At 70.5% G+C, this 22,355-nt stretch carries 15 protein-coding genes and 1 riboswitch; of the genes, 9 read left to right on the top strand and 6 right to left on the bottom strand.

Translation table 11 applies throughout. The annotated features are described in order from the left end of the window. The first annotated feature begins 22 nt into the window (after positions 1-22). Positions 23-5,638 carry a GH92 family glycosyl hydrolase gene (locus ACQEUX_RS10380; protein ID WP_433044785.1) on the top strand — a complete coding sequence of 1,872 codons (5,616 nt, stop codon included), beginning with the start codon at positions 23-25 and terminating at the stop codon, positions 5,636-5,638. Positions 5,639-5,743: 105 nt separating this feature from the next. Here ACQEUX_RS10380 and ACQEUX_RS10375 read toward each other — a convergent pair whose 3' ends face one another. From ACQEUX_RS10375 to ACQEUX_RS10365, 3 genes are read right to left on the bottom strand one after another with little or no spacing between them, the layout of a single operon-like run. Further along, the gene (locus ACQEUX_RS10375) at positions 5,744-6,340 is read right to left on the bottom strand and encodes a histidine phosphatase family protein (protein ID WP_433044782.1); all 597 of its coding nucleotides are present in this window, start codon (positions 6,338-6,340) and stop codon (positions 5,744-5,746) included. Next, on the bottom strand, positions 6,337-7,107 hold the full coding sequence (locus ACQEUX_RS10370) for a CbtA family protein (protein WP_433044779.1): 771 nt from the start codon (positions 7,105-7,107) through the stop codon (positions 6,337-6,339). The genes ACQEUX_RS10375 and ACQEUX_RS10370 overlap by 4 nt, the downstream gene beginning before the upstream one ends. Then, positions 7,098-7,301, bottom strand: coding sequence for a CbtB domain-containing protein (locus tag ACQEUX_RS10365; protein WP_433044776.1), 204 nt, complete (start codon positions 7,299-7,301; stop codon positions 7,098-7,100). Before ACQEUX_RS10365 ends, ACQEUX_RS10370 begins: the two co-directional genes overlap by 10 nt. 35 nt (positions 7,302-7,336) lie before the next feature. Continuing rightward, positions 7,337-7,481: riboswitch (cobalamin riboswitch) on the bottom strand. Positions 7,482-7,829: 348 nt separating this feature from the next. Here ACQEUX_RS10365 and ACQEUX_RS10360 point away from each other — a divergent pair. From ACQEUX_RS10360 to ACQEUX_RS10330, 7 genes are all read left to right on the top strand, one after another. Next, a complete protein-coding gene (locus ACQEUX_RS10360) occupies positions 7,830-8,708 on the top strand; it encodes an amidohydrolase family protein (RefSeq protein WP_433044767.1) in 879 nt (292 codons plus the stop codon). 694 nt (positions 8,709-9,402) lie between these two features. Beyond that, complete coding sequence (locus ACQEUX_RS10355) at positions 9,403-10,410, top strand: ABC transporter permease (RefSeq protein WP_433044764.1); 1,008 nt, start codon at positions 9,403-9,405, stop codon at positions 10,408-10,410. 40 nt (positions 10,411-10,450) lie between these two features. Next, the gene (locus ACQEUX_RS10350; protein ID WP_433044761.1) at positions 10,451-11,500 is read left to right on the top strand and encodes an ABC transporter substrate-binding protein; all 1,050 of its coding nucleotides are present in this window, start codon (positions 10,451-10,453) and stop codon (positions 11,498-11,500) included. After that, positions 11,500-12,318: an ATP-binding cassette domain-containing protein gene (locus tag ACQEUX_RS10345; RefSeq protein ID WP_433044758.1), complete on the top strand. Its 819-nt coding sequence runs from the start codon at positions 11,500-11,502 to the stop codon at positions 12,316-12,318. Before ACQEUX_RS10350 ends, ACQEUX_RS10345 begins: the two co-directional genes overlap by 1 nt. Next, positions 12,315-13,343, top strand: coding sequence for a zinc-dependent alcohol dehydrogenase (locus ACQEUX_RS10340; protein WP_433044755.1), 1,029 nt, complete (start codon positions 12,315-12,317; stop codon positions 13,341-13,343). The genes ACQEUX_RS10345 and ACQEUX_RS10340 overlap by 4 nt, the downstream gene beginning before the upstream one ends. Beyond that, a complete protein-coding gene (locus tag ACQEUX_RS10335; RefSeq protein ID WP_433044750.1) occupies positions 13,340-14,101 on the top strand; it encodes an SDR family oxidoreductase in 762 nt (253 codons plus the stop codon). Before ACQEUX_RS10340 ends, ACQEUX_RS10335 begins: the two co-directional genes overlap by 4 nt. After that, complete coding sequence (locus ACQEUX_RS10330; protein WP_433044747.1) at positions 14,098-15,099, top strand: aldo/keto reductase; 1,002 nt, start codon at positions 14,098-14,100, stop codon at positions 15,097-15,099. The genes ACQEUX_RS10335 and ACQEUX_RS10330 overlap by 4 nt, the downstream gene beginning before the upstream one ends. A gap of 10 nt (positions 15,100-15,109) precedes the next feature. Here the strand turns inward: ACQEUX_RS10330 and ACQEUX_RS10325 are convergent, their stop codons facing one another. Both ACQEUX_RS10325 and ACQEUX_RS10320 read right to left on the bottom strand, forming a co-directional pair. Next, complete coding sequence (locus tag ACQEUX_RS10325; RefSeq protein ID WP_433044745.1) at positions 15,110-15,832, bottom strand: FadR/GntR family transcriptional regulator; 723 nt, start codon at positions 15,830-15,832, stop codon at positions 15,110-15,112. 8 nt (positions 15,833-15,840) lie between these two features. After that, positions 15,841-17,235, bottom strand: a complete 1,395-nt coding sequence (locus ACQEUX_RS10320) for an enolase C-terminal domain-like protein (protein ID WP_433044742.1) — start codon at positions 17,233-17,235, stop codon at positions 15,841-15,843. Positions 17,236-17,845: 610 nt separating this feature from the next. On the opposite strand from ACQEUX_RS10320, the gene ACQEUX_RS10315 reads away from it, so the two are divergent. Beyond that, positions 17,846-21,142 carry a glycosyl hydrolase family 95 catalytic domain-containing protein gene (locus tag ACQEUX_RS10315; protein ID WP_433044738.1) on the top strand — a complete coding sequence of 1,099 codons (3,297 nt, stop codon included), beginning with the start codon at positions 17,846-17,848 and terminating at the stop codon, positions 21,140-21,142. A 101-nt stretch (positions 21,143-21,243) separates the two neighbouring features. Here ACQEUX_RS10315 and ACQEUX_RS10310 read toward each other — a convergent pair whose 3' ends face one another. Next, on the bottom strand, positions 21,244-22,338 hold the full coding sequence (locus tag ACQEUX_RS10310) for an ROK family protein (protein ID WP_433044735.1): 1,095 nt from the start codon (positions 22,336-22,338) through the stop codon (positions 21,244-21,246). Between the last annotated feature and the right edge of the window lie 17 nt (positions 22,339-22,355).

Genomic DNA, 22,355 nt, shown 5'->3' with positions numbered 1-22,355 from the left:
GAGTCGAAAGGCCCTGTCCCTTATGTCGCACACCCCCCCTGTACGTTCCCTCAGCCCCCGCCTGGTCGCCGTGACAACAGCGGTCCTGCTGCCGCTGGGGCTGCTCGTCGCCGCGCCCCTGGCCAACGCGGCCTCCGCCGCGGCGCAGCCCGGCGACTTCAGCTCCTCGTTCGAATCCGCCGACCCGCAGCCTGCCACGAGCACCGTCGAGGTCGGCTCGAACGGACAGCCGGTCCAGGCGAACCTGAGCGGAAAGGTCACCACCCTGCCCGGCAGCCTGCTCGCGCAGGTCAGCGCGGTGACTGCGAGCGACGAGTACCAGCCGCGGGAGATCGCCGCGAACCTCAAGGACGACGACCCGTCGACCAAGTGGCTCGTGTTCCAGTCGACCGGCTGGGTGACCTACCAGTTCGCGAAGCCCGTGACGGTCGCGCGCTACTCGCTGACCTCGGCCAACGACGCAGCGAGCCGGGACCCCAAGGACTTCGTGGTGCAGGGGTCGAACGACGGCAGCACGTGGACCGACCTGGACAAGCGCACCGGCGAGAAGTTCAGCGGCCGGTTCGCCACCAACAAGTACAGCTTCACCAACACGAGCGCCTACGGCTACTACCGGCTGAACGTCACCGCGAACTCCGGTGACTCGCTCCTGCAGCTCGCCGACTGGAACATCAGCGACGGCTCGAACGTCCGTCCGCCGGCCACGCCCATGGTCAGCGAAGCCACCGCCGGTCCGAACGGCGGCTACACCACGAAGCCGGACGCCGGGTTCACCGGACTGGCCGCGCTGCGGTACTCAGGCGGCGCCGAGGGCAACGGCCGCTCGTACGCGACCAACAAGCTCTTCGACGTCAACGTCCCGGTCGGGCCGAAGACCCGACTGTCGTACAAGATCTTCCCGGAGTACACCGGCGGGGACGCCCGATACCCGTCCACCTACGCCGCCGTCGACCTGCACTTCACCGACGGCAGTTACCTGAGTGGGCGATCACCCGTCGACCAGCACGGCTACCCGCTCACCGGTACGGGCCAGGGCGCGTCGAAGGTGCTCTACGCCGACCAGTGGAACCTGGTGCAGGCCGACCTCGGCGCGGTGGCGCGCGGCAAGACCATCGACCGCGTCCTGCTCTCCTACGACAACCCGCAGGCCACCGAGGAGACCCGGTTCCAGGGTTGGCTCGACGACATCGAGCTAACGGCCTCCCCGGCCTCGATCGACGGCTCGACGTTGACCAACTACGTCGACACCCGGCGCGGCACCAACTCGACGGGCGGTTTCTCGCGCGGCAACAACCTGCCGATCACCGCGGTGCCGAACGGCTTCAACTTCTTCACCCCGGTGACCGACGCGGCCTCCGACTCGTGGGAGTACGAGTACCACCGGATCAACAACGCGGCCAACCTGCCCATGCTGCAGGGCCTCGCGATCTCCCACGAGCCCAGCCCGTGGATGGGTGACCGCAACCAGATGTCGGTCATGCCGGTGGTCGGCGGTGGGTCCCTCACCGGTCAGCCCGCCAGCCGTGCGCTCGCCTTCAGCCATGACGACGAGACGGCACAGCCGGATCTCTACCGGGTCACGCTGCAGAACGGCCTGGTCGCGGAGATGTCGCCCACCGACCACGCCGGAATCATGCGGTTCACCTTCCCGTCCGGGCAGGCGACCGGAAGCCTCGTCTTCCACAACGGCACGTTCACCATCGGCGCGGACGGCACCTTCACCGGCTGGGTCGACAACGGCAGCGGCCTGTCGGCCGGTCGTAGCCGAATGTTCGTGTCCGGCGCCTTCGACCGGGCCCCGACGGCGTCCGCCGCGACGTCCGCCACCTTCGACGTCTCCGCGAGCCGGGAGGTGACGATGCGCCTCGCGACGTCGTTCCTCTCCGTCGACCAGGCGCGCCGGAACCTCGATCTGGAGGTCACCGGCAAGAGCTTCGACCAGATCCACGCCGCCGCGACGGCCGCGTGGAAGGACCGGCTCGGCCGGGTCGAGGTGCGCGGCGCCACCGAGGCACAGCTGGTGTCGATGTACTCGAACCTGTACCGGCTGAACCTCTACCCGAACTCGCAGTCGGAGAACACCGGCACCGCCGCCGCACCGCGCTGGCAGTACGCGAGCCCGGTCTCGGCGCCGACCGGCGCGTCCACCCCGACCCGGACCGGCGCGAAGATCGTCGACGGGCAGATCTACGTCAACAACGGCTTCTGGGACACCTACCGCACCGTGTGGCCCGCCTACGCGCTGCTGTACCCGGACATCGCCGCCAAGATCTCCGACGGGTTCGTCCAGCACTACCGCGACGGCGGCTGGATCGCCCGCTGGTCGTCCCCCGGCTACGCCGACCTGATGACCGGCACCAGCGCGAACGTGGCCCTGGCCCAGGCGTACCTCACCGGGGTCAAGCTGCCCGACCCGCTCGCGGCGTACGACGCGGCCGTGAAGGACGCGACCGTCGCGTCCGGGCGTAGCGCCGTCGGACGCAAGGGCATCGAAACCTCGCTGTTCCTCGGCTACACCCCGACCTCTACCGGGGAGTCGGTGTCGTGGGCGCTGGAGGGCTTCATCAACGACTACGGCATCGGCAACATGGGTGCGGCTCTCGCCAAGGACCCGGCCACGCCGAAGTCGGAGCGTGCCCGGCTCAAGGAGGAGTCGCGGTACTTCCTGGAGCGCGCCCGCAACTACGTCCACCTCTTCGACCCGAAGACGAAGCTCTTCCAGGGCCGCGACGCCTCCGGCAACTTCCTCGCCGGTGACCCGCTGGACTGGGGTGGCGTCTACACCGAGACCAACGGGTGGAACTTCGCGTTCACCGCGCAGCAGGACGGCCAGGGCCTTGCCAACCTGCACGGCGGGCAGAAGGCGCTGCGGGACAAGCTCGACACGTTCTTCTCCACCCCGGAGAACGCCGACCGTCCCGGTGGGTACGGCGGCGTCATCCACGAGATGATCGAGGCGCGCGCGGTACGGATGGGTCAGCTCGGCATGAGCAACCAGCCGTCGCACCACATCCCGTACATGTACAACTTCGCCGGCGCACCGGCGAAGACCCAGGCGGCGGTACGGGAGATCCTGCGGCGTCTCTACGTCGGCAGCGAGATCGGCCAGGGCTACCTGGGCGACGAGGACAACGGCGAGATGTCGTCGTGGTACATCCTCAGCTCGCTGGGCATCTACCCGCTGCAGGCCGGGTCGTCCGAGTGGACCATCGGCTCGCCGCAGTTCACCAGGATGACCGTGCACCGCAGCAGCGGCGACATCGTCGTCAACGCGCCGAGCAACAGCAACCGGAACGTCTACGTGCAGGACGTGAAGGTCAACGGCAAGAAGCAGCGCAGTCTGTCCCTGGATGTGACCGCGCTCGCCAAGGGCGGCACCATCGACTTCCAGATGGGCCCCAACCCGTCCTCCTGGGGCAGCGGCAAGAACGACGCTCCGCCGTCGCTGACCAAGGGTGACGAGGCGCCGAAGCCGTTGCAGGACACCACCGGCCCCGGTCTCGGCACCGCGACCGCGACCGGCGGTCAGGACGCGTCGAAGCTCTTCGACGACTCGTCGACCACGCAGCTGACCTTCACCTCGGCGACCCCGCAGATCAACTGGGCCTTCCGTGGTGGGAAGCAGAAGCCGACGTCCTACACCGTCACGTCCGGCGCGGGTGCGGGTGATCCGGCGGACTGGCGGCTGCAGGGCTCCAACGACGGCATCACCTGGACCACCGTGGACTCCCGCACGGGCCAGGTGTTCCCGTGGCGCAACCAGACCCGCCCGTTCACGATCGACAAGCCGGGACGGTTCGCGCAGTTCCGCCTCGCGGTGACCAGGACCGTCGGCGCCGCGCAGACCAACCTCGCCGAGATCGAGTTGCTCGCCGGGGGTGACATCGAGCTGGGAGGCGGCGACATCACGGTGACCGCCGCGGGCAGCGTGCACGCGACGTCCGGCGTACCCGTCTCGGTGCCGCTGGCCACCGTCACCGGCGGCACCGCCACCGGTTACCAGGCCACGATCGACTGGGGTGACGGCACGCCGGTCACCGAGGGCACCGTGACGCTGAGCTCGCGGGCCGTCTACCGCATCGGCGGATCGCACACCTACGCCACGCCGGGCTACCACCAGGCGAACGTCACGGTGACCGACGGCGAAAGCCAGAGCTCCGCGACGGTCGGCGTCGAGGTGGCGTACGCCCCGAGTTCCGGGCTCACCACCGCGTTCGACACCGTCTGCGTCGGTGACGAAGGGGTCCTCGCGGCCGACTGCGACGCCAAGTCGTGGGCGTACTCGCGGGCCGCCCTGGCGGCGGGCGGCGCGATCCAGGGTCAGCGGCAGCAGGTTCCGGGAACGGCGCTGCAGTTCACGCTTCCGGTGATCCCGGCCGGGCAGCCGGACAACGCCACCGGTAACGGTGCGACGGTCGTTCTCGACCTTCCGGACGACGCCAAGAGCATCTCGTTCATCGGCGCCGGAACGCAGGGCAACCAGAGCACCACCGGCACGGCGACGTTCAGCGACGGCAGCACGGCCAGCATCCCGATCCAGATGAGTGACTGGACGCTGGGCGGCAACGCCAACGGCACACCGTCCTTCGGCAACGTCGTCGTCACCAGGACGGCGTACCGGTTGCAGGGCACGAGCCGGGACGGCGCCCAGCCGTTCCTGTTCGCCACCGCGCCGTACCAGATCCCGGCGGGTAAGACGCTGGTGTCGGTGACCCTGCCGACGCAGACCGGTGACCCCCGCTCGGTGGGCCGGATCCACGTGTTCGCCGTCGCCAACGACGGCACGCCGGCCCCCGCGCTCGCGACCGTCGCCCCGAAGGACCAGACGGCGACCGCCGGGCAGGCCCTCGCGGCGAACCTCGGCTCGGTGACCGCCGGCGACCCCGGCACGACGGGCTACCGCGCCCGCGTCCAGTGGGGTGACGGTACGGCTCCGGAGGACGTCACGATCGGTTCGTCCGGCGCCATGAGCGGGCAGCACACCTACACGAGGGAGGGCACCTACACGGTGCACGTCACCGCGTGGGACAAGCTGTCGAGCAGCACCGAGGCCTTCACGGTGACCGTGGCACGTGGCGGATCACAGCCGGCGATCGCGCTGTCGGCGGCCGGCACCGTCACCACTGGCGGCGCGATCACCGTCGACGGCAGCGGGTTCGCCGCCGGCGAGCAGGTGACCGTCAGCGTCGGCACCGACCCGGGCCGGACCACGAAGGTCGCGGCCTCCGCGACCGGAACGGTACGAGCCTCGGTCCCGACCTCCGGTGACGCGCAGCCCGGCCGGTACGCCGTCACCGCGACGGGCGCGTCCTCTCGTACGCCGGCCACGGCCACCGTCCAGGTGACCGGGCAGGCGGAGGCGCCGACCTACCAGCCGCGAGTGGCGGTGCTGACCACGTCGGGCCCGCGCGGTACGTCGATCACCCTCGACGGTTCCGGGTTCGTGCCGAACGAGGTGGTCACGATCACCTTCGGGGACGGCCTCGCGGTCAGCACCGTGCGCGCGAATGGCGACGGTGTCATCTCCGGTGCGACGGTCAGTGTCCCGGGTGCGGCGAAGGCGGGCGCGACCAGCGTCACGCTGACCGGTGCCACGTCAGAGACGAAGGTGTCCCGGCCGTTCACCGTCACCGGCTAAAAGCCGGGGCGTAGCAGAGAGATCGTGGGCGGGCCGTGATCACGGCCCGCCCACGACTGCGTTGCGGGGGTGACAGCAGACTCGTGGTCCGAACGGGTCGTGCTCTCAACCCGCCCGTGGCGCGCTCAGTCGTAGCTGCCACCGCGCGCCCTGGCTGGTGAGCCGGACGATCGCCAACGGCTCCACGTCCACCTGCCGGTACGCCGCCATCGGCAGGTCGAGGGCGTGGACCACCGCGACCCGGATCACCAGCGGGTGGGTGATCGCGATGATCCGCTGGCCGCGTCCGCGCTGCCCGTCCAGCCAGCGACCGACCCGGTCCCGCACCGCCGTGACGGATTCGCCGCCGTGCGGCACGGAGTTCGGTGCGGACAGCCACTCGTGCAGCGCCTGCGGCTGCTGGGCGGCGATCTCCTCGAATGACCGTCCGGTCCAGGAGTCGTAGTCGCAGTCGGCCAACGCCGCTTCGATGGTGGGCGTCAGGCCGAAGGCCTCGGCGGTCTGCCTGGCCGCTGCCGCTGGACTGGACAGACAGGCGTCGTGGACGCCCAGGTGCCCGCGCCGGTCCGACCCGGCGCGGGCCTGCGCGAGGGCGGCACGCAGGCCGCCCTCGTCCAAGCTGTCGGCAAGCCCGCCGAACCGGGCCCGGCGCAGGGCGGCGGTGTGACCGTGGGCGACCAGCCGGAGGCTGGTGGCGGTCACGTGCTGGGAAGGGCGGCGGCGACCCGGCGGCGCCGGTCGTGGTGCATCAGGGCCGCGAACAGCAGGCCGATCCCGGTCCAGAGCACCACCTGGGTGCCGAGGGAGGCCAGCCGGAAGTTCCACAGAAGGGTCGCGGGGAAGTCGTCCGGGACCTCCTGGAAGGACGGCAACACCACGTACGACACCGTCGTGACGAGCAGGAATCCGCCGACGGCCGCGGTGACGCGCAGCCACCACGGTGCCTGGGCACCGACCGACCGGTAGCCCAGCGAGCCGGCCCAGACGGCCACCAGACCGAGCACCACCATCAGCAGGTAGGTGCCGGTCCGCTGGTTGATGGTGGCCGGGTCGCCGACCGCCGGCGGGTTCGCCGGGTACTTGAGGAACGGCACGATCACCGCGCCGAGCAGCGCCGCGCCGGCCAGCAGCAGGCCCGAACGTCCGTCGTCGTAGGTCCGCCGACGGCGCGACAGCAGGACGTACGCCGTGGCCAGCAGACCACCCATCGCGGCGCCGAACAGGCCGGTGGCCAGGAACAGGCCGCCGCGTTGCCCACTGCGGGTGACCGGGCCGTCCTCGTGCTGGTGCCCACCGGCTGCGGGCTCGGCGTGCGCCGCGGCCTCCTCGATGGCGATGGCCGCCTCGACGTGTGGTTCACCGGCGACGTAGGCGAACGCCCCCGCCAGCAGGCCGGCGATCAGGCCGGCGAGCAGCCCGCGGACGAGGACGGTGAGGAACGGGGGAGCGGTGGTGGCGTTCAGTGGCACGGAACACCCAGCAGGTGCCGGCCGTCGTGCATCAGCTCGTGCAGGTACGTCCCGCTGCGCGAGACCGCCCCCTGGTCGAAGGCGACGAGGTAGGCCAGCAGGGTGAGCACGACGACGGTCGCCAGGGCCGTCCACAGGAGACGAGCGGTGCCAGCGGGGTGGACCAACGGCTGGCTGGACGTGGAACTAGACATGAATACACGAACCTCTCCGGGGATGACGCGTCCCCATCGCAAGGCTGCGGACGACCGAGCGTCCTGGCTCGCGGATCCCAGCGAAAGCTGGCAACCGCTCACAGTGGCGCGACCGCGCCGGATTCACACCGGCTTCCCTCGCGTCGCCGCAGATAGTGGGTCGACGGTATCGGTGCCGCCGCAGACGGTCAACCCGGGCCGGGAGCCCAGACACGTCAGCTCGTCGACGCTTCGGTGACGCTGGTCGCCACCGGCGGATTCGTCATACCAAAACTCGCATCGTTGCCGGCTGGCGCGTCCGACGCCGACGTCGGGGGCCGACCGGAGCCCCGCTCCCACGCAGCCGGCTGCTCCGACCTCCGGGGGCGGTCCGCACCGCACGTCCACACGTCGTGCGACCCGCGGGCAGCCTGTTACCGCTAACATGGTCAAACTGCTGGATCGGGTCCGAGACGCCGGGCCGACCCGGACGTTCGACCGATGACTGAGCGGGGTGTGGGGGTACGTGAACGCGCCAGGGCGTGTCCGATGACGACCGACGTGGCCGCGCAGCGACCAGGCATCGTCGACGCGCATCATCACCTCTGGGTCCGGGCACGGCATCCGCAGCCCTGGATCGACCCGCACACCATGGCCGCGATCGACGACGACTTCACCCCGGTCGATCTCGCCCCGGTGGCCCGGGCCGCCGGAGTCACCCAGACCGTCGTCGTTCAGTCCGTCGCCGCCCGGACGGAGACGCCTGAGCTGCTGGGCATCGCCGCCGACGACCCCCTCATCGCCGGCGTCGTCGGGTGGGTCGACCTCACCGCCGCCGACGTCGGCGATCGCCTCGACCGACTCCGGGCGGCACGGGGCGGAGAACGCCTGGTCGGGATCCGCCACCTCGTCCAGTCCGAACCCGACCCGGCGTACCTCGACCGCCCGGACGTTCGGCGAGGCATCGCCACGGTGGGCGCCGCTGGTCTCGCCTTCGACCTGCTGGTGCGCCACCACCAGCTGCCGGCGACGACCCGGCTCGTCCGCGACCTGCCGCAGATGCGGTTCGTCCTGGACCATCTCGGCAAGCCCTCGCTCGGGCACGTCGGCCTCGGCGACTGGCCCCGCGATCTGCGGGCGCTCGCCGCCGAGCCCAACACGACGGCGAAGCTCTCCGGCCTGGTGACCGAGGTGGATGGCCCGTCCTGGACGACTGCGGACCTGCGGCCCGCCGTCGAGCACGCGCTCGAGGTGTTCGGCCCGGACCGGCTGATGTTCGGCTCGGACTGGCCGGTGTGCCTGCTCGCCACGTCGTACGCCCGCTGGGTCGAGGCCCTCACCGACCTGTTGGACCCGCTTTGTGACGACGAGCGTGCGGCGATCTGGCGACAGACGGCCCGCCGGGCGTACCGGCTGGCCGCGTCGTGACCCGGCGAGGGCTCGCGGCCTGTCGGCCCGGAAGCCCTCGCCGCGCGGACTCACCGCCCGGCTCGCGGCCTGAATCGCCGAGCGGTCACCGACCCGCCGAGTGACTGGCTCGCGTGGCCGGGTCCCTGACCGGAGACGGGCGCGCTCGCGGCCTCGGCGGGACGGGGGTGCCCACGGTTCCATCCGGAGACATAGCATGTTATCGATAACATGCTGGCGATGGTCCGCTGGTCTGGTCCGCAGGGCTCACCCGGAGGTGCGGGGTGCAACTGGTGGTCGGCGTAACCGTTGACAGCGCCTGGTGGGACCGCGGTGCTGGCATGGGCGGTGCGCCGTCGCCCCAGCCGCGTTCGTCGATCCCCTGTGGACGAATGCTGGTCAGCCGCCTGCTGACGGCACCCCGAGGGCCTGGCCCGTGCCGCTCGGCCGCAGTTGTGCCGGTTTGGTCAGACGTATGCGTCCGATGGTCCCGGTAACGATGACAAAACATGGCCGCAAGACCTTGGCAACACGCGTGGACGCGTGGCATGGTAACGCCTGATCGAGGGAAACATCCGACCTATCTCCACGGGCGGGGCGGGCTCGCACTCATGCCTCTCCCATCCGAGGAGGCTCGGTTGCTCACAGGTGTCTGGCTCGCCGGCGGGTCCTCCGTCGTGTGCCGGCGCCACGCTTGGGGAGGTCAGGTCCGACGATGAGTACCGTCGAGGCACCCGCCGGCACGCAGCGCGGCGAACTCAGCGACTGGTTCCGGGAACGCATCTCCCACGCCGTCTCGGAGTTCACCGCCGCCACCGCGCTGGTCGTCCTGTTCATCGCGTTGACCTTTGCGAGTCCCTATTTCCTGACGGCGGACAACCTCTTCAACATCGGGGCGCAGACAGCGGTGATCGCCATCATCGCCACGGCGCAGACGATGGTCATCATCACGAAGGGCATCGACCTGTCCGTGGGGTCGGTGGCCGCGCTCGCCGGCGTTCTGGGAGCGATGGTCGTCCGTGACCTCGGCTTTCCACTCTGGGCGGCGACGGTGGTCGCGATCGGTGTCGGCGCGCTGGCCGGCCTGTTGAACGGGCTGCTGGTGACCGTGGCCAGGATTCCGCCGTTCATCGCGACGCTGGGAACGATGTCCGTCGGCCGCGGTCTCGTCTTCATCATCACCGGAGCGGTCGGTGTCTACGGCCTGCCCCGATCCTTCCAACTGCTCGGCAACGGGGAGATCCTCGGCATTCCGTTCGCCGTCGTGATCACCGTTCTCGTCGCCGTCGGGGTCGCTTTCCTGCTCTCCCAGACCCGCTTCGGTCAGTACACCTACGCGATGGGCTCCAATCTGGAGGCCGCCCGCCGCTCCGGCATCCGGGTGGGGCGTCACCTGACCGGGGTGTACGTGCTGGCAGGTGTGCTGGTCGGGCTCGGCGGCATGATCGCCGCCTCCCGGGTCAACTCCGGCCAGCCGAACTACGGGATCTCACTGGAGCTCGACGTCATCGCCGCCGCCGTCATCGGCGGAGCGAGCCTGTTCGGTGGGCAGGGCCGGATCGTCGGGACGATCATCGGCGCCTTCCTCATCGCCCTGGTGCGCAACGGCGCCGTCCTGCTCGACATCAGCATCCACTACCAGCAGGTGATCGTCGGCCTGATCATCTGGGCCGCCGTCTACTTCGACCAGTACCGCCGCCGGCGGCTGGAATCACGGGGTTGACATGCCATTCCGAGAGTCCGAACGAGGAAGGACACACACCATGGCACACACCACCAGCCGGCGGGCGCGGGGCCGCCTCCTGCGCGCACAGGCCATTCTGGCCGCAGCTGCGGCGACCGCTCTTCTCAGCGCCTGCGGCGGAGTCGAGGTCCGCGACGGAGGCGATGGCGCGACCAAGGATGCGAGTGGTCCGTTGAAGCTCGCCGTCGTACCGAAGGCCGTCGGGGCCGACTACTGGAACACGGTGAAGGCGGGTGCGGAGTGCGCCGCGCAGCGCGCGGGAAACGTCACCGTGCAGTGGGACGGGGTGACCACCGAGACCGACGTTGAGGGCCAGGTCAACCTGATCCAGAACTTCGTCACCAAGAAGGTCGACGGCATCGTCTACGCGGCGACCGACTCCAGCGCGTTGGCACCGGCCACCGACCAGGCGCTCGCCGCCGACATCCCGGTCGCGATGATCGACTCCGGCACCAGCCCGCAACCGTCGGGCGTGCCCCTCTTCGCCACCGACAACCGTGCGTCGGCCACCGAGGCGGCGAAGCTGCTCGCCACCGAACTGGGCCCCGGCAACCACGAGGTGGCCCTGGTCGAGTTCCAACCCGGATCGCAGACCAACACCGAGCGGGTCGACGGCTTCAAGGCCGGCCTCACCCAGTTCCCCAACCTGAAGCTGGTCGGCCAGCAGCCCAGCCGCAGTGACGTCAACGAGGCGCGGCGCGTCACGGAGAACATCCTCACCGCCAACCCCAACCTCGCGGGCATCTTCGCGGCCAACGAGCCGAGTGTGCTCGGCGCCGCGCAGGCCATCCAGGCGGCGGGCAAGTCGGGCAAGGTGGTCATCATCGGTTGGGACGCCGCCCCGGACGAGGTCGCCGGGCTGCGCAACGGCCAGATCTCGGCGCTGGTCGTGCAGAACCCGTTCAAGATGGGCTACTTCGGCGTCGACAAGATGGTCAAGCACCTCCGGGACAAGGCGCCGCTGGCGTCGGCCGACACCGGCGTCACGTTCGTCACCAAGGAGAACATCGACTCGGCGGAGATCAAGGCGGTGCTCGAGCCCAGCTGCGCCAACCCCCCGGTGCAGTGATGGCCGCCATCCCGACCGCCACCGTCGACGACGATCAGCGGCCGACCACCGAGGAACCGCCGGTCCTCGAAGCCCGCGGCATCGTCAAGCGGTTCGGGCACGTCGAGGCCCTACGCGGTGCCGACTTCACGGTCCACCGTGGTGAGGTCGTCGCGTTGATCGGCGACAACGGCGCCGGAAAGAGCACCCTGATCAAGACGCTGTCCGGTGTGCACCCGCCGGACGAGGGCGAGATCCGGGTGGGTGGACGTCCCGTGCAGTTCTCGACCCCGGTCGACGCCCGGCGCGCGGGGGTGGAGACCGTCTACCAGGATCTTGCCGTCGCCGACGACCTCAGCGTGGCCGCCAACCTGTACCTCGGGCGGGAGATCCTGCGCTCGGGGCCGCTCGGCCGGCTGGGGCTGCTCGACAAGCGTGCCATGCGGCAGGGTGCCGCCGCGGCCCTCGACGAACTGGGTGTGCGGATTCCCCGGGTCACCACCCCGATCGCGATGTTGTCGGGTGGGCAACGGCAGTGCGTCGCGGTGGCCCGCGCCATCATCTGGGCGACGAACGTGGTCATCCTCGACGAGCCCACCGCGGCGCTCGGCGTCGTCCAGACCGGGCGGGTGCTCGACGTCGTCCGGCGCGCCCGCGACGCCGGCATGTCGGTGGTGCTGGTGAGCCACAACATGCCGCAGGTGCTCGAGATCGCCGACCGGGTCGAGGTGCTGCGCCTCGGTCGGCGGGCGGCCCAACTTCGCGCGCACGAGGTCACCACCGACGACCTGGTCGCGGCGATGACCGGAAGCACCGGCGCGGAACGGGACGAGCGGTGACGGCTGTCGTCTACCGGGGCGCGCGCGATCTCGCGATCGTGGACCGCGCCCCGGAGCCGCCAGGCCCCGGGCAGGTACGGATCGCGGTGTCGTACACCGGGATCTGCGGTACCGATCTGCACATCTTCCACGGCGACATGGACGCCCGGGTGGGGGCGTCGGCAGTCCTCGGCCACGAGATGTCGGGCCGGATCGCCGCGGTGGGTGCGGGAGTGCGCGGCTGGTCGGTGGGTCAACCGGTCACGGTCATGCCGACCCGCGCGTGCGGGCGGTGTGCCGCGTGCCGTCGCGGCAACTCGCACATCTGCCATGCCATGGAGTTCCTCGGCATCGACTCACCCGGCGCCATGCAGTCGTCGTGGACGGTCCCGGCGGATCTGGTGCTCGCGCTCCCCGACGACCTGCCGCTGGACCGGGCCGCCCTCGTCGAGCCGGTGGCGGTCGCCGTGCACGACGTGCGGCGGGGAAGGGTGGCCGCCGGCGAGCAGGTCGTGGTGGTGGGCGGAGGGCCGGTGGGCGTACTGATCGCCGTGGTGGCCAGGGAGGCCGGTGCCCGGGTGGTGCTGGTCGAGCCGGACGCCTTCCGTCGGTCGGTGGCAGAGAGCATCGGGATCGAGGCCCATGACCCGGGGACGACCGATGTGGTGGCGCTGGTGAACGAACGGACCGACGGCGCGGGCGCCGACGTGGCCTTCGAGGTGTCCGGCTCCGTCCCCGGCGTCGCCACGGCCGTCGACGTGCTCACCACCCGCGGCAGGCTGGTGATGGTGGCCATCCACCCGCAGCCACGTCCGGTCAACCTGCACCGGTTCTTCTGGCGCGAGTTGGAGTTGCTGGGCGCACGGCTGTACCAGCGTGCGGACATGGTCGAGGCGATCCGGCTCGTCGCCGCGAGCGTCATCCCGGCCGAGGAGTTGATCTCTCGGGTGATACCCGTGGCGGGTGTCGTCGACGCGTTCACCGCCCTGGAGGGTGGTGGCGGCGTGATGAAGGTGCTGCTGCACTGGCGGGAAGGTGCCCGGTGAGCGACAGGTTCGACCTTTCGGGACGGACGGCGATGGTGACGGGCGCCCGACGAGGGATCGGCCTGGCGATGGCCGACGCCCTGGCGCGGGCCGGCGCGGACATCATCGGTGTCTCCGCCCAGCTCGAACCGCACGACAGCGAGGTCGAGCGGCGGGTACGCGCGGCCGGTCGGCGGTTCGTCGGTATCCGGACGGACCTCGGTGACCGGGCGGCGGTGTACCGCCTGGCCGAGGAGGCCACCGCGTCGGGTCCGGTGGACATCCTGGTCAACAACGGAGGCACGATCGCCCGCGCACCGGCGGTGGAGCACCCCGACGAGATGTGGGACCGGGTGCTGGAGGTGAACCTGTCCAGCCAGTTCGTGTTGAGCCGGGAGATCGGTCGGCAGATGGTCGACCGGGGCCAGGGGAAGATCATTTTTACCGCCTCGTTGCTCAGCTTCCAGGGCGGTGTCACCGTCCCCGGCTACGCCGCGGCCAAGTCGGGCCTGGCCGGGTTGACCCGGGCCCTGGCGAACGAGTGGGCGGGGCGCGGGGTGAACGTCAACGCGATCGCGCCCGGCTACATCGCCACCGACAACACGCAGGCGTTGCGGGACGACCCCCACCGCAACGAGGCGATCCTCGGTCGGATCCCGGCCGGTCGGTGGGGAAGCGCCGACGACCTCGCGGGTGCCGTCGTGTTTCTGGCCGCCCCGGCCTCGGACTACGTTCACGGCACCGTCCTGACCGTCGACGGCGGCTGGCTCGGCCGGTGACGGGCCGACCCGATCATCGCGGGGCAGCCCTGGACGCCGTCGGGTCGCCGCCGCGCCTCAGCCCACTCGGCTTCGGTGCCTCGCAGGGCGGCAACCTCTATCGGGCGACGTCGGATGAGGATTTCGCCGCCGCGGTGGACACCGCGTGGGCAGGCGGCATTCGATACTTCGACACCGCGCCGCACTACGGGCTCGGTCTGTCCGAGCGGCGTCTCGGTGCCGCTCTGCGCTCGCGTCCACGTGCCGAGTACGTGGTGTCGACGAAGGTCGGTCGGTTGCTGGTGCCGTCGCCGGAGACCGCGCACCTGCGTGATCCGGAGGGGTTCGACGTTCCGGCCGATCACCGGCGGGTCTGGGACTTCAGCCGCGACGGCGTACGCCGTTCGGTGGAGGCGAGCCTTCGACGCACCGGCCTCGACCGGGTCGACGTGGTGTACCTGCATGATCCGGACGAGCATTGGGAGCAGGCCGCGCACGAGGCGGTGCCCGCGTTGGTGGAGCTGCGTGAGCAGGGCGTGATCGGCGCCGTCGGGGTGGGAATGAACCAGTCCGCGATGCTGGCCCGTTTCGTGGCGGAGACCGACGTGGACCTGGTGATGTGCGCCGGCCGGTACACCCTGCTGGAGCAGGGCGCGTTGACCGACCTGCTGCCCGCCGCCCAGGCCCACCGCGTCGGTGTGGTGGTCGCCGGGGTCTACAACTCCGGGCTGCTGGCCCGGGACACGCCGCCGACCGATGCCGTCTACGACTATCAGCAGGCACCGACGGAGGTGATCGATCAGGCCCGGCGGATAGCGCGGGTGTGTCAGGCGTACGGCGTCACGCTGCCCCAGGCGGCGTTGGCGTTCGTCCGCCGGCATCCGGCCGTGGTCTCGACGGTGGTCGGCATGCGCGACGAGGCCCAGGTGGCCGAGACCCTGCGCCGGGCGGACGCCGACGTCCCGGATCAGCTCTGGGCGGCGCTGTACGAGGCGGGGCTGCTCGACGTGCAGTCGTGAGGGTGGGCGCTCACGACCGGGGGGTCTCGGTGCTCGCGTCGCCGTCGTCGGGTAACCCGTGCAACGACTCCTCCACCCCGATCAGGTGGTTGGCCATCCGGGTGCGGGCCCGCTCCGGGTCGCGTGCGACGAGGGCCTTGAGGATCGCCACGTGCTCGTCGTGGGTACGACGGTCCGCGCCCTCCTCGTGCAGGCTCCGCCAGAGCCGGCCGCGTACGGTGCGCCCGGCGAACGCCTCGATCAGGCCGACGAGCACCGGATTCTCGGCGTGCACAGCGATGATCCGGTGAAAGGCGATGTCGATCTCGATGATCCGCTCGTGGTCCTGCGGTGACTGGCCGACGATCCGGGCCGCCTCGTCGAGGAGTTCCCCCGCCTGGGCGAGGGCCTCGTCGGTGATCCTGGTCGCGGCCAACCGGGCGGCCTCGCACTCCAGCAGCCGTCGGACGGTGTGGATGTGCCGTGGGTCCCCCTGGCCCTGGAAGTCCACCACGAAGCCCATCGGTGCCAGCAGTTGCGGCGCGTCGAGGTTCGTGACGTAGGTGCCGTCACCCTGGCGGATGTTGACGATGCCGAGGATCGACAGGGCCGACATCCCCTCGCGCAGCGACCCCCGCGAGACGCCGAGCGACTCGGCCAGGTCCTTCTCGATGGGCAGCCGATCCCCGGGCTTGAACGTCCCTTCGAGGATCATTCGCTTGATGCCGTTCACCACTTCGTCGGTGCGAGACACGACACCCCCTAACGGCCGGCGGGGGTGGCGGTCCCACCCGCGATCACGTACGGCTCCGGAGATGACACCGTAGTCGGGCCCGCCGCCGCCCAGTAGTCGCCGTCGGGGAACCGGTACTGCCCGACCGACTCGGGGCGCATCTGGGTGGAGTAGCCGGGCCGGCTGGGCAGAACGTAACCGCTGCCCGACCCGGTGTCCCGGACGACACACGGATCGGTGAAGTGTTCGTGCAGGTGGTCGACGAACTCGGTGACCCGGTCGGTGAGATCCCCGGAGATCGCGACGTAGTCGAGCACCGACACGTGTTGGACCATCTCGCACAGCCCGACGCCACCGGCGTGTGGGCACACCGGGACGCCGAACTTCGCGGCGAGGAGCAGCACGGCGACGATCTCGTTGATGCTGGCCAGCCGGCCGGTGTCCAACTGGCAGAAGTCGATGGCCCCGGCCTGGAACAGCTGCTTGAACATCACCCGGTTGTGGCAGTGTTCGCCGGTGGCGACCCCGATGGGAGCGACAGCGCGGCGGACGGCCGCGTGGCCCAGGATGTCGTCCGGGCTGGTCGGCTCCTCGATCCACAGTGGCTTGAACCGGGCCAGAGCGGTGACCCACTCGATGGCCTGGCCGACGTCCCACACCTGGTTGGCGTCGATCATCAGGTTGCGGTGTGGACCGAGGATCTCCCGGGCGATCGTGCATCGGCGGATGTCGTCGTCGAGGTTGGCGCCCACCTTGAGCTTGACGTAGCCGTAGCCGCTGTCCACCGCTTCCTGGCACAGGCGGCGTAGCTTGTCGTCGCCGTAGCCGAGCCAGCCGGCCGAGGTGGTGTAGGCGGGGTAGCCGGTCCGGTCGAGCTCGGCGAGGCGGTCGGCCTTCGTGCTCTCCTTGGCACGCAGGATGGCCAGCGCCTCGTCCCGGGTCAGTGCGTCGGACAGGTAGCGCAGGTCCGCGATGTCGACGAGTTGCTCGGGGGACATGTCGACGAGCAGCCGCCACAGCGGCTTGTCGGCGAGCCGGGCGACCAGGTCCCACGACGCGTTCAGCACGGCCGCCAGCGACAGGTGGACGACGCCCTTCTCGGGCCCCAGCCACCGCAGCTGGGAGTCGGACGTGAGGAGGCGGTAGACCGCCCCCATGTCCGCCGCCATCGTCGCCACGTCCAGACCCACGAGGCGCTGCGCCTGGTGGACCGCCGCCGCGACGACGATGTCGTTGCCTCGACCGATGGTGAAGGTCAGGCCGTGACCCGCGAGCGGCGCACCTGCGGTGTCGACGCCGTCGGTGTGCAGAACGACGTAGGCCGCCGAGTAGTCGCCGTCCTTGTTCATGGCGTCGGACCCGTCGGCGGTCAGGGAGGTGGGGAAGCGGACGTCCTCGACGGTGACGGCAGTGATCTGCGGCATGCGCTCCTCGCCCGGCTAAAGATCAGATGATCACTGGGAGTATACGGAGGCCCGATCCGGCGCGTCAACGACGTCGATCACGCTTCGCGCACAGACATCCAATGTTTCCCGTCCTGTGCTGATCTGCGGGCGCTGCCGTCCTTCCGTTCGATACGCCGGTTGTCGGGCATCCGCCGCAGCGGATGCGACACCCGCAGGCATGGCCGTCCTCAGGCCTGGTCACTGTGGGCGGTCACATTCGCCTGGTAGCGGGCCCGAGCTGTCCCTTGTGGAATCAGGCTGGTCGCGCCACCGGTGTGGCACTCGGGTGTTTCAGGGGCTGCTGAGGTGGCGGCCGATCCTGCGCGGCGCCGGTCCGGCAAGCCGGATGACGGCTCTGAAGATTGGATGTTCACCTCGAGGGGCCGCATTGACGGCGAAGTATGAACGGTGTTCGTTACATCCATTGACTCGATACATCAAATCTTTGTAGATTGCCGACACCTACTCAGAGCCTCGTCGTACTGCTGGCCGCGCCGCCTCACACTCCTCTTCGCCGGTGCCGAGTTCGTCGTCGCGCCGGTGGACATTCGGCCGCCCGCACGGACGACCTCCCGCTTGGAGGAAACGAATGCCACACCCGACGCGACGGCAGATGCTCAAGATCGGATCAGTCGGAGCAGGCTCGTTGTTGCTGCCGATGCCGTGGACGGCCGCGGCGCGAGCCGCATCGACGCCTCCGGACGAGGTGAAGGCCGCCAACGACATGGCCCTCTGGTACGACGAGGCCGCCGGCACGGACTGGCTCCGCGCCCTGCCGATCGGCAACGGCCGCCTCGGTGCCATGGTGTTCGGCAACGTCAGCCAGGAGCGACTGCAGCTCAACGAGGACACCGTCTGGGCCGGCGGCCCGTACGACCCCAACAACCCGCGGGGTGCGGAGGCGCTGCCCGAGATCCAGCGACTGGTCTTCGAGAACCAGTGGATCCAGGCCCAGAATCTGATCAACCAGACGATGCTCGGCAGGCCGGCTGGCGAGCTGGCCTACCAGCCCGTCGGCAACCTCCGGCTCACCGTCCCGGACACCGGCACGGTGTCGGAGTACCACCGGTCGCTGGACCTCACCACGGCCACCACCTCGGTGACGTACCTCGCGAACGGGGTGCGGTACCGACGCGAGGTGCTGGCGAGCGCACCGGACCAGGTGATCGCTGTCCGGCTGACCGCCGACCGGCCCGGTTCGATCACCTTCTCCGCGGCCTTCGACAGTCCCCAGCGGACGACGGTCGCCAGCCCCGACGGTGCGACCGTGGCACTGGACGGCATCTCCGGCAACCAGGAGGGGGTCACCGGCTCGGTGCGCTTCCTGGCCCTGGCCCGAGCCGTCGCGACCGGCGGCAGCGTCACCAGCTCCGGTGGCACCTTGCAGGTGTCCGGGGCCGACAGCGTGACCGTGCTCATCTCCATCGGCTCCAGCTACGTCACCTACCAGGACGTCAGCGGCGACTACCAGGGCATTGCCCGGCGACACCTCGACGCGGCCACGGGCACCGCCTACGACAGCCTGCGGGACCGGCACGTGGACGACTACCAGAAGCTGTTCGGGCGTACGACGATCGACCTCGGGCGAACCGCGGCGGCCGACCAGCCGACCGACGTGCGGATCGCGCAGCACGCGGGCGGCGCGGACCCGCAGTTCGCGGCGCTGCTGTTCCAGTTCGGCCGGTACCTGCTCATCTCGTCCTCACGTCCGGGCACCCAACCGGCCAACCTGCAGGGCATCTGGAACGACCAGCTGAACCCCTCCTGGGACTCGAAGTACACGATCAACGCCAACCTGCCGATGAACTACTGGCCGGCGGACTCGACCAACCTGTCCGAGTGCTACGGGCCGGTCTTCGACATGATCAGCGACCTCGTCGTGACCGGAGCACGTACCGCCCAGGTGCAGTACGGCGCGGGTGGCTGGGTCACCCATCACAACACCGACGCGTGGCGCGCCACCTCGGTGGTGGACGGGGCGTTCTGGGGCATGTGGCAGACCGGCGGGGCATGGCTGGCCACGATGATCTGGGACCACTACCTGTTCACCGGCGACATCCACTTCCTGCGCGCGAACTATCCGGCGATGAAGAGCGCCGCCCAGTTCTTCCTGGACACACTGGTGGAGGAGCCGAACCTCGGCTACCTGGTGACCAACCCGTCGAACTCGCCCGAGTTGTCCCACCACCCGGACGCCAGCGTCGCCGCCGGCCCCACCATGGACAACCAGATCCTGCGGGACCTGTTCGACGGCTGCGACCGCGCGGCCGGGGCGCTCGGCGTGGACGCGGCGTTCCGGGCCGAGGTCCGCGCGGCGCGTGAGCGGCTCGCACCCATGAAGATCGGCTCGCGCGGCAACATCATGGAGTGGCTCTACGACTGGGTGGAGACCGAGCGGAGTCACCGGCACGTCTCGCACCTCTACGGCCTGCACCCCAGCAATCAGATCACCAAGCGCGACACCCCCGAGCTGTACCAGGCGGCCCGGCGGACGCTGGAGCTGCGCGGCGACGACGGGACGGGCTGGTCGTTGGCCTGGAAAATCAACTTCTGGGCACGGTTGGAGGAGGGCGACCGCGCGCACGACCTGGTCGGCGACCTGGTGACCCCGGCGCGGCTCGCACCGAACATGTTCGACCTGCACCCGCCGTTCCAGATCGACGGCAACTTCGGTGCCACGTCCGGCATCGCGGAGATGTTGTTGCAGAGCCACAACGGTGAGCTGCACCTGCTGCCGGCGTTGCCCGCCTCCTGGCCGACCGGCCGGGTCGAGGGCCTGCGGGGTCGCGGCGGCTACACGGTGGGCGCGGTGTGGAGCGACGAGCAGGCGGACGAATACCAGATCACCCCCGACCGCAAGGGCACGGTACGTCTGCGCGGCCGGATGCTCGCGGGACGGTTCCGGATCACCGACCTCACCCGGGGCGGTCGGATCCCCACGCGGAAGATCGAGTCCGATGTCGTCGAGCTGCTCGGGCAGGCCGGCCACCGGTACCGGGTGACCGCCCTGCAGAAGGTCCTCATCGACGCGCCGGACGAGGTGGCCTCCGGCCAGTCGGCTGCGGTCACGGTGACGGTCCGAGCGATCGACATGCCGTTGACGCGGGGGACGGTTTCCCTCGCCCTGCCCGCCGGCTGGACGGCCACGCCGGCGCAGGTCGCGCTGAAGCCCGTGCAGCCCGACGCACAGCGGACCGTCGAGTTCACCGTCCGGGCACCCGAGGACGCCGTAGCCGGCGTCGTGACGGTGACCGCCGTGGTGAGCGGCCGAGACTGGACGGCGTCCGGGTCCGCCCGGGTCCGGGTGTGGGACGGCCGGGAGACCACGCTGGAGGAGAGCTTCGACAACGTCGGCGTCACCGACGACGCCAACACCGACGTCGGCAACATCGACGGCGGGGGCGCCAGCATCTCCGCGCAGGCGCTGGCACAGGCCGGGGTCACCCCGGGTGGCACCGTCTCGCATGGCGGCGTGGACTTCCGCTGGCCCCAGGTCGCGGTGGGCAGCGCCGACAACGCGATCGCCAAGGGCCAGGCCCTCAAGGTCACCGGCACCGGACGGACGCTCGGGTTCCTCGCCACGGGCACCTACGGTGCGGTGTCCGGGCCGGCCACGGTCGTCTACGCCGACGGGACGCGGCAGGCGTTCACGCTGGGCACCCCGGACTGGTACGGGGCGCCCCGGCCGGGTGGGGACGCGGCGATCGTGGCGGCGTACCAGAACCGGCCCGGCAACCAGCGGGCGAACACGCCCGCGACGATCTACTTCGTCGGTGTGCCGTTGCAGGACAAGCCGGTCTCCCGGATCGAGCTGCCGAACATCAGCGCCGCGCCGGCATCGGGCGTGCCGACCATGCACATCTTCGCCGTGGCGATCGGCGGATAGCCTCCACCGATCGATCCGGTCTTCCTCGCCCGTACGGGCTGGCCGGCACCCCGCCTTCGCCGAAGGCCAGGGTGCCGGCTTCGTCCCGCGGGTCGTCGCCGCTAGAGCGGAGCGAGATCCGGAAGGCCGAAGTGCTTGTCGAGCACCTGCATGGCGGCACCCGCGGCGATCACGTCCGCGCCCAGGCTGGACAGCCGCACGTCCGTGCTGAGCCAGTCCGCGCGGGGTACGTCGCTGTGGACGGCCTCCTCGACCGCCGCGAGATACGGCTGCGCGTGTCGCAGGAGGTCGGCGCCGGCCAGCACCACGTGGGCGAGGTCGAGCGTCTGGAGCAGGTTGACGACGCCGATCGCCAGGACGCGGGCCGCCCGTTCGATGTCGCCGGCCTCGGCGGCACGGTTGTGCACGATCTCCAGACATCCGTGGCGCCCGCAGACGCAGAGCGGCCCGTCGAGTTCGACGACGGTGTGGCCGAACTCGCCGGCGTTGGTGTGCGCGCCCCGGTGGGCCGTGCCGCGCAGCCAGAAGCCGCCGCCGATGCCGGACTCGACCATGATGAGGACCGCGTCGCCGAACGTTCCGCCGTGCCGCCACGCCTCGGCCGTGATCCCCGCGGTGACGTCCTTGTCGAGGTGCACCGGCAGGCCCAGGTGCGCCTCGGCGATCTCCCGCAGCGGTACGTCGTGCCAGTGCCGCAGGCCGTGGGCGTCGCGGACCAGGCCGTGGGCGTGGTCCAGCGGGCCGATCATGCCGATGCCCACGCCGGTCAGCCGGCCCCGCAGGTCATCGATGCCCGGTATCGCGTCGATGCCGGACCTCAGGGCGTCGAGAAGCTGCTCCGGTGTGAAGTCGCCGGGCAGCGGGCTCACCGCCGAGTGGTGCACGGTGCCGGCCAGGTCGACCAGGACGAGCCGCAGCGTACGGCGGGCGACGTGGGCGCCGATCGCGTACCGGCTGTCCGGGACGAGTTCGTAGACGACCGCGGGCTTGCCGATGCCGGGGCGGCGGACGCCGGCGGGACGAATCAGGCCGTCGGCGGTCAGGCGGGCGATCACCTTGGAGACGGCCTGTGGTGTCAGACCGGTGGCGCCGACCACGGTCGACCGCTCGAACGTCCGCGCGGTGCGTCCCACCGCCATGACCAGCGCCTGGTTGTAGCCACGCAGGAAGGTGACGTCCGCTGTGGTGCGCGTCATCTCGCCACCCTATTACG

Source organism: Micromonospora sp. CA-259024, assembly GCF_050936255.1.
Classification (GTDB): domain Bacteria; phylum Actinomycetota; class Actinomycetes; order Mycobacteriales; family Micromonosporaceae; genus Micromonospora.
Note: the sequence above shows the minus strand (reverse complement) of the source record. Positions and strands in the feature narration are given on the sequence as shown.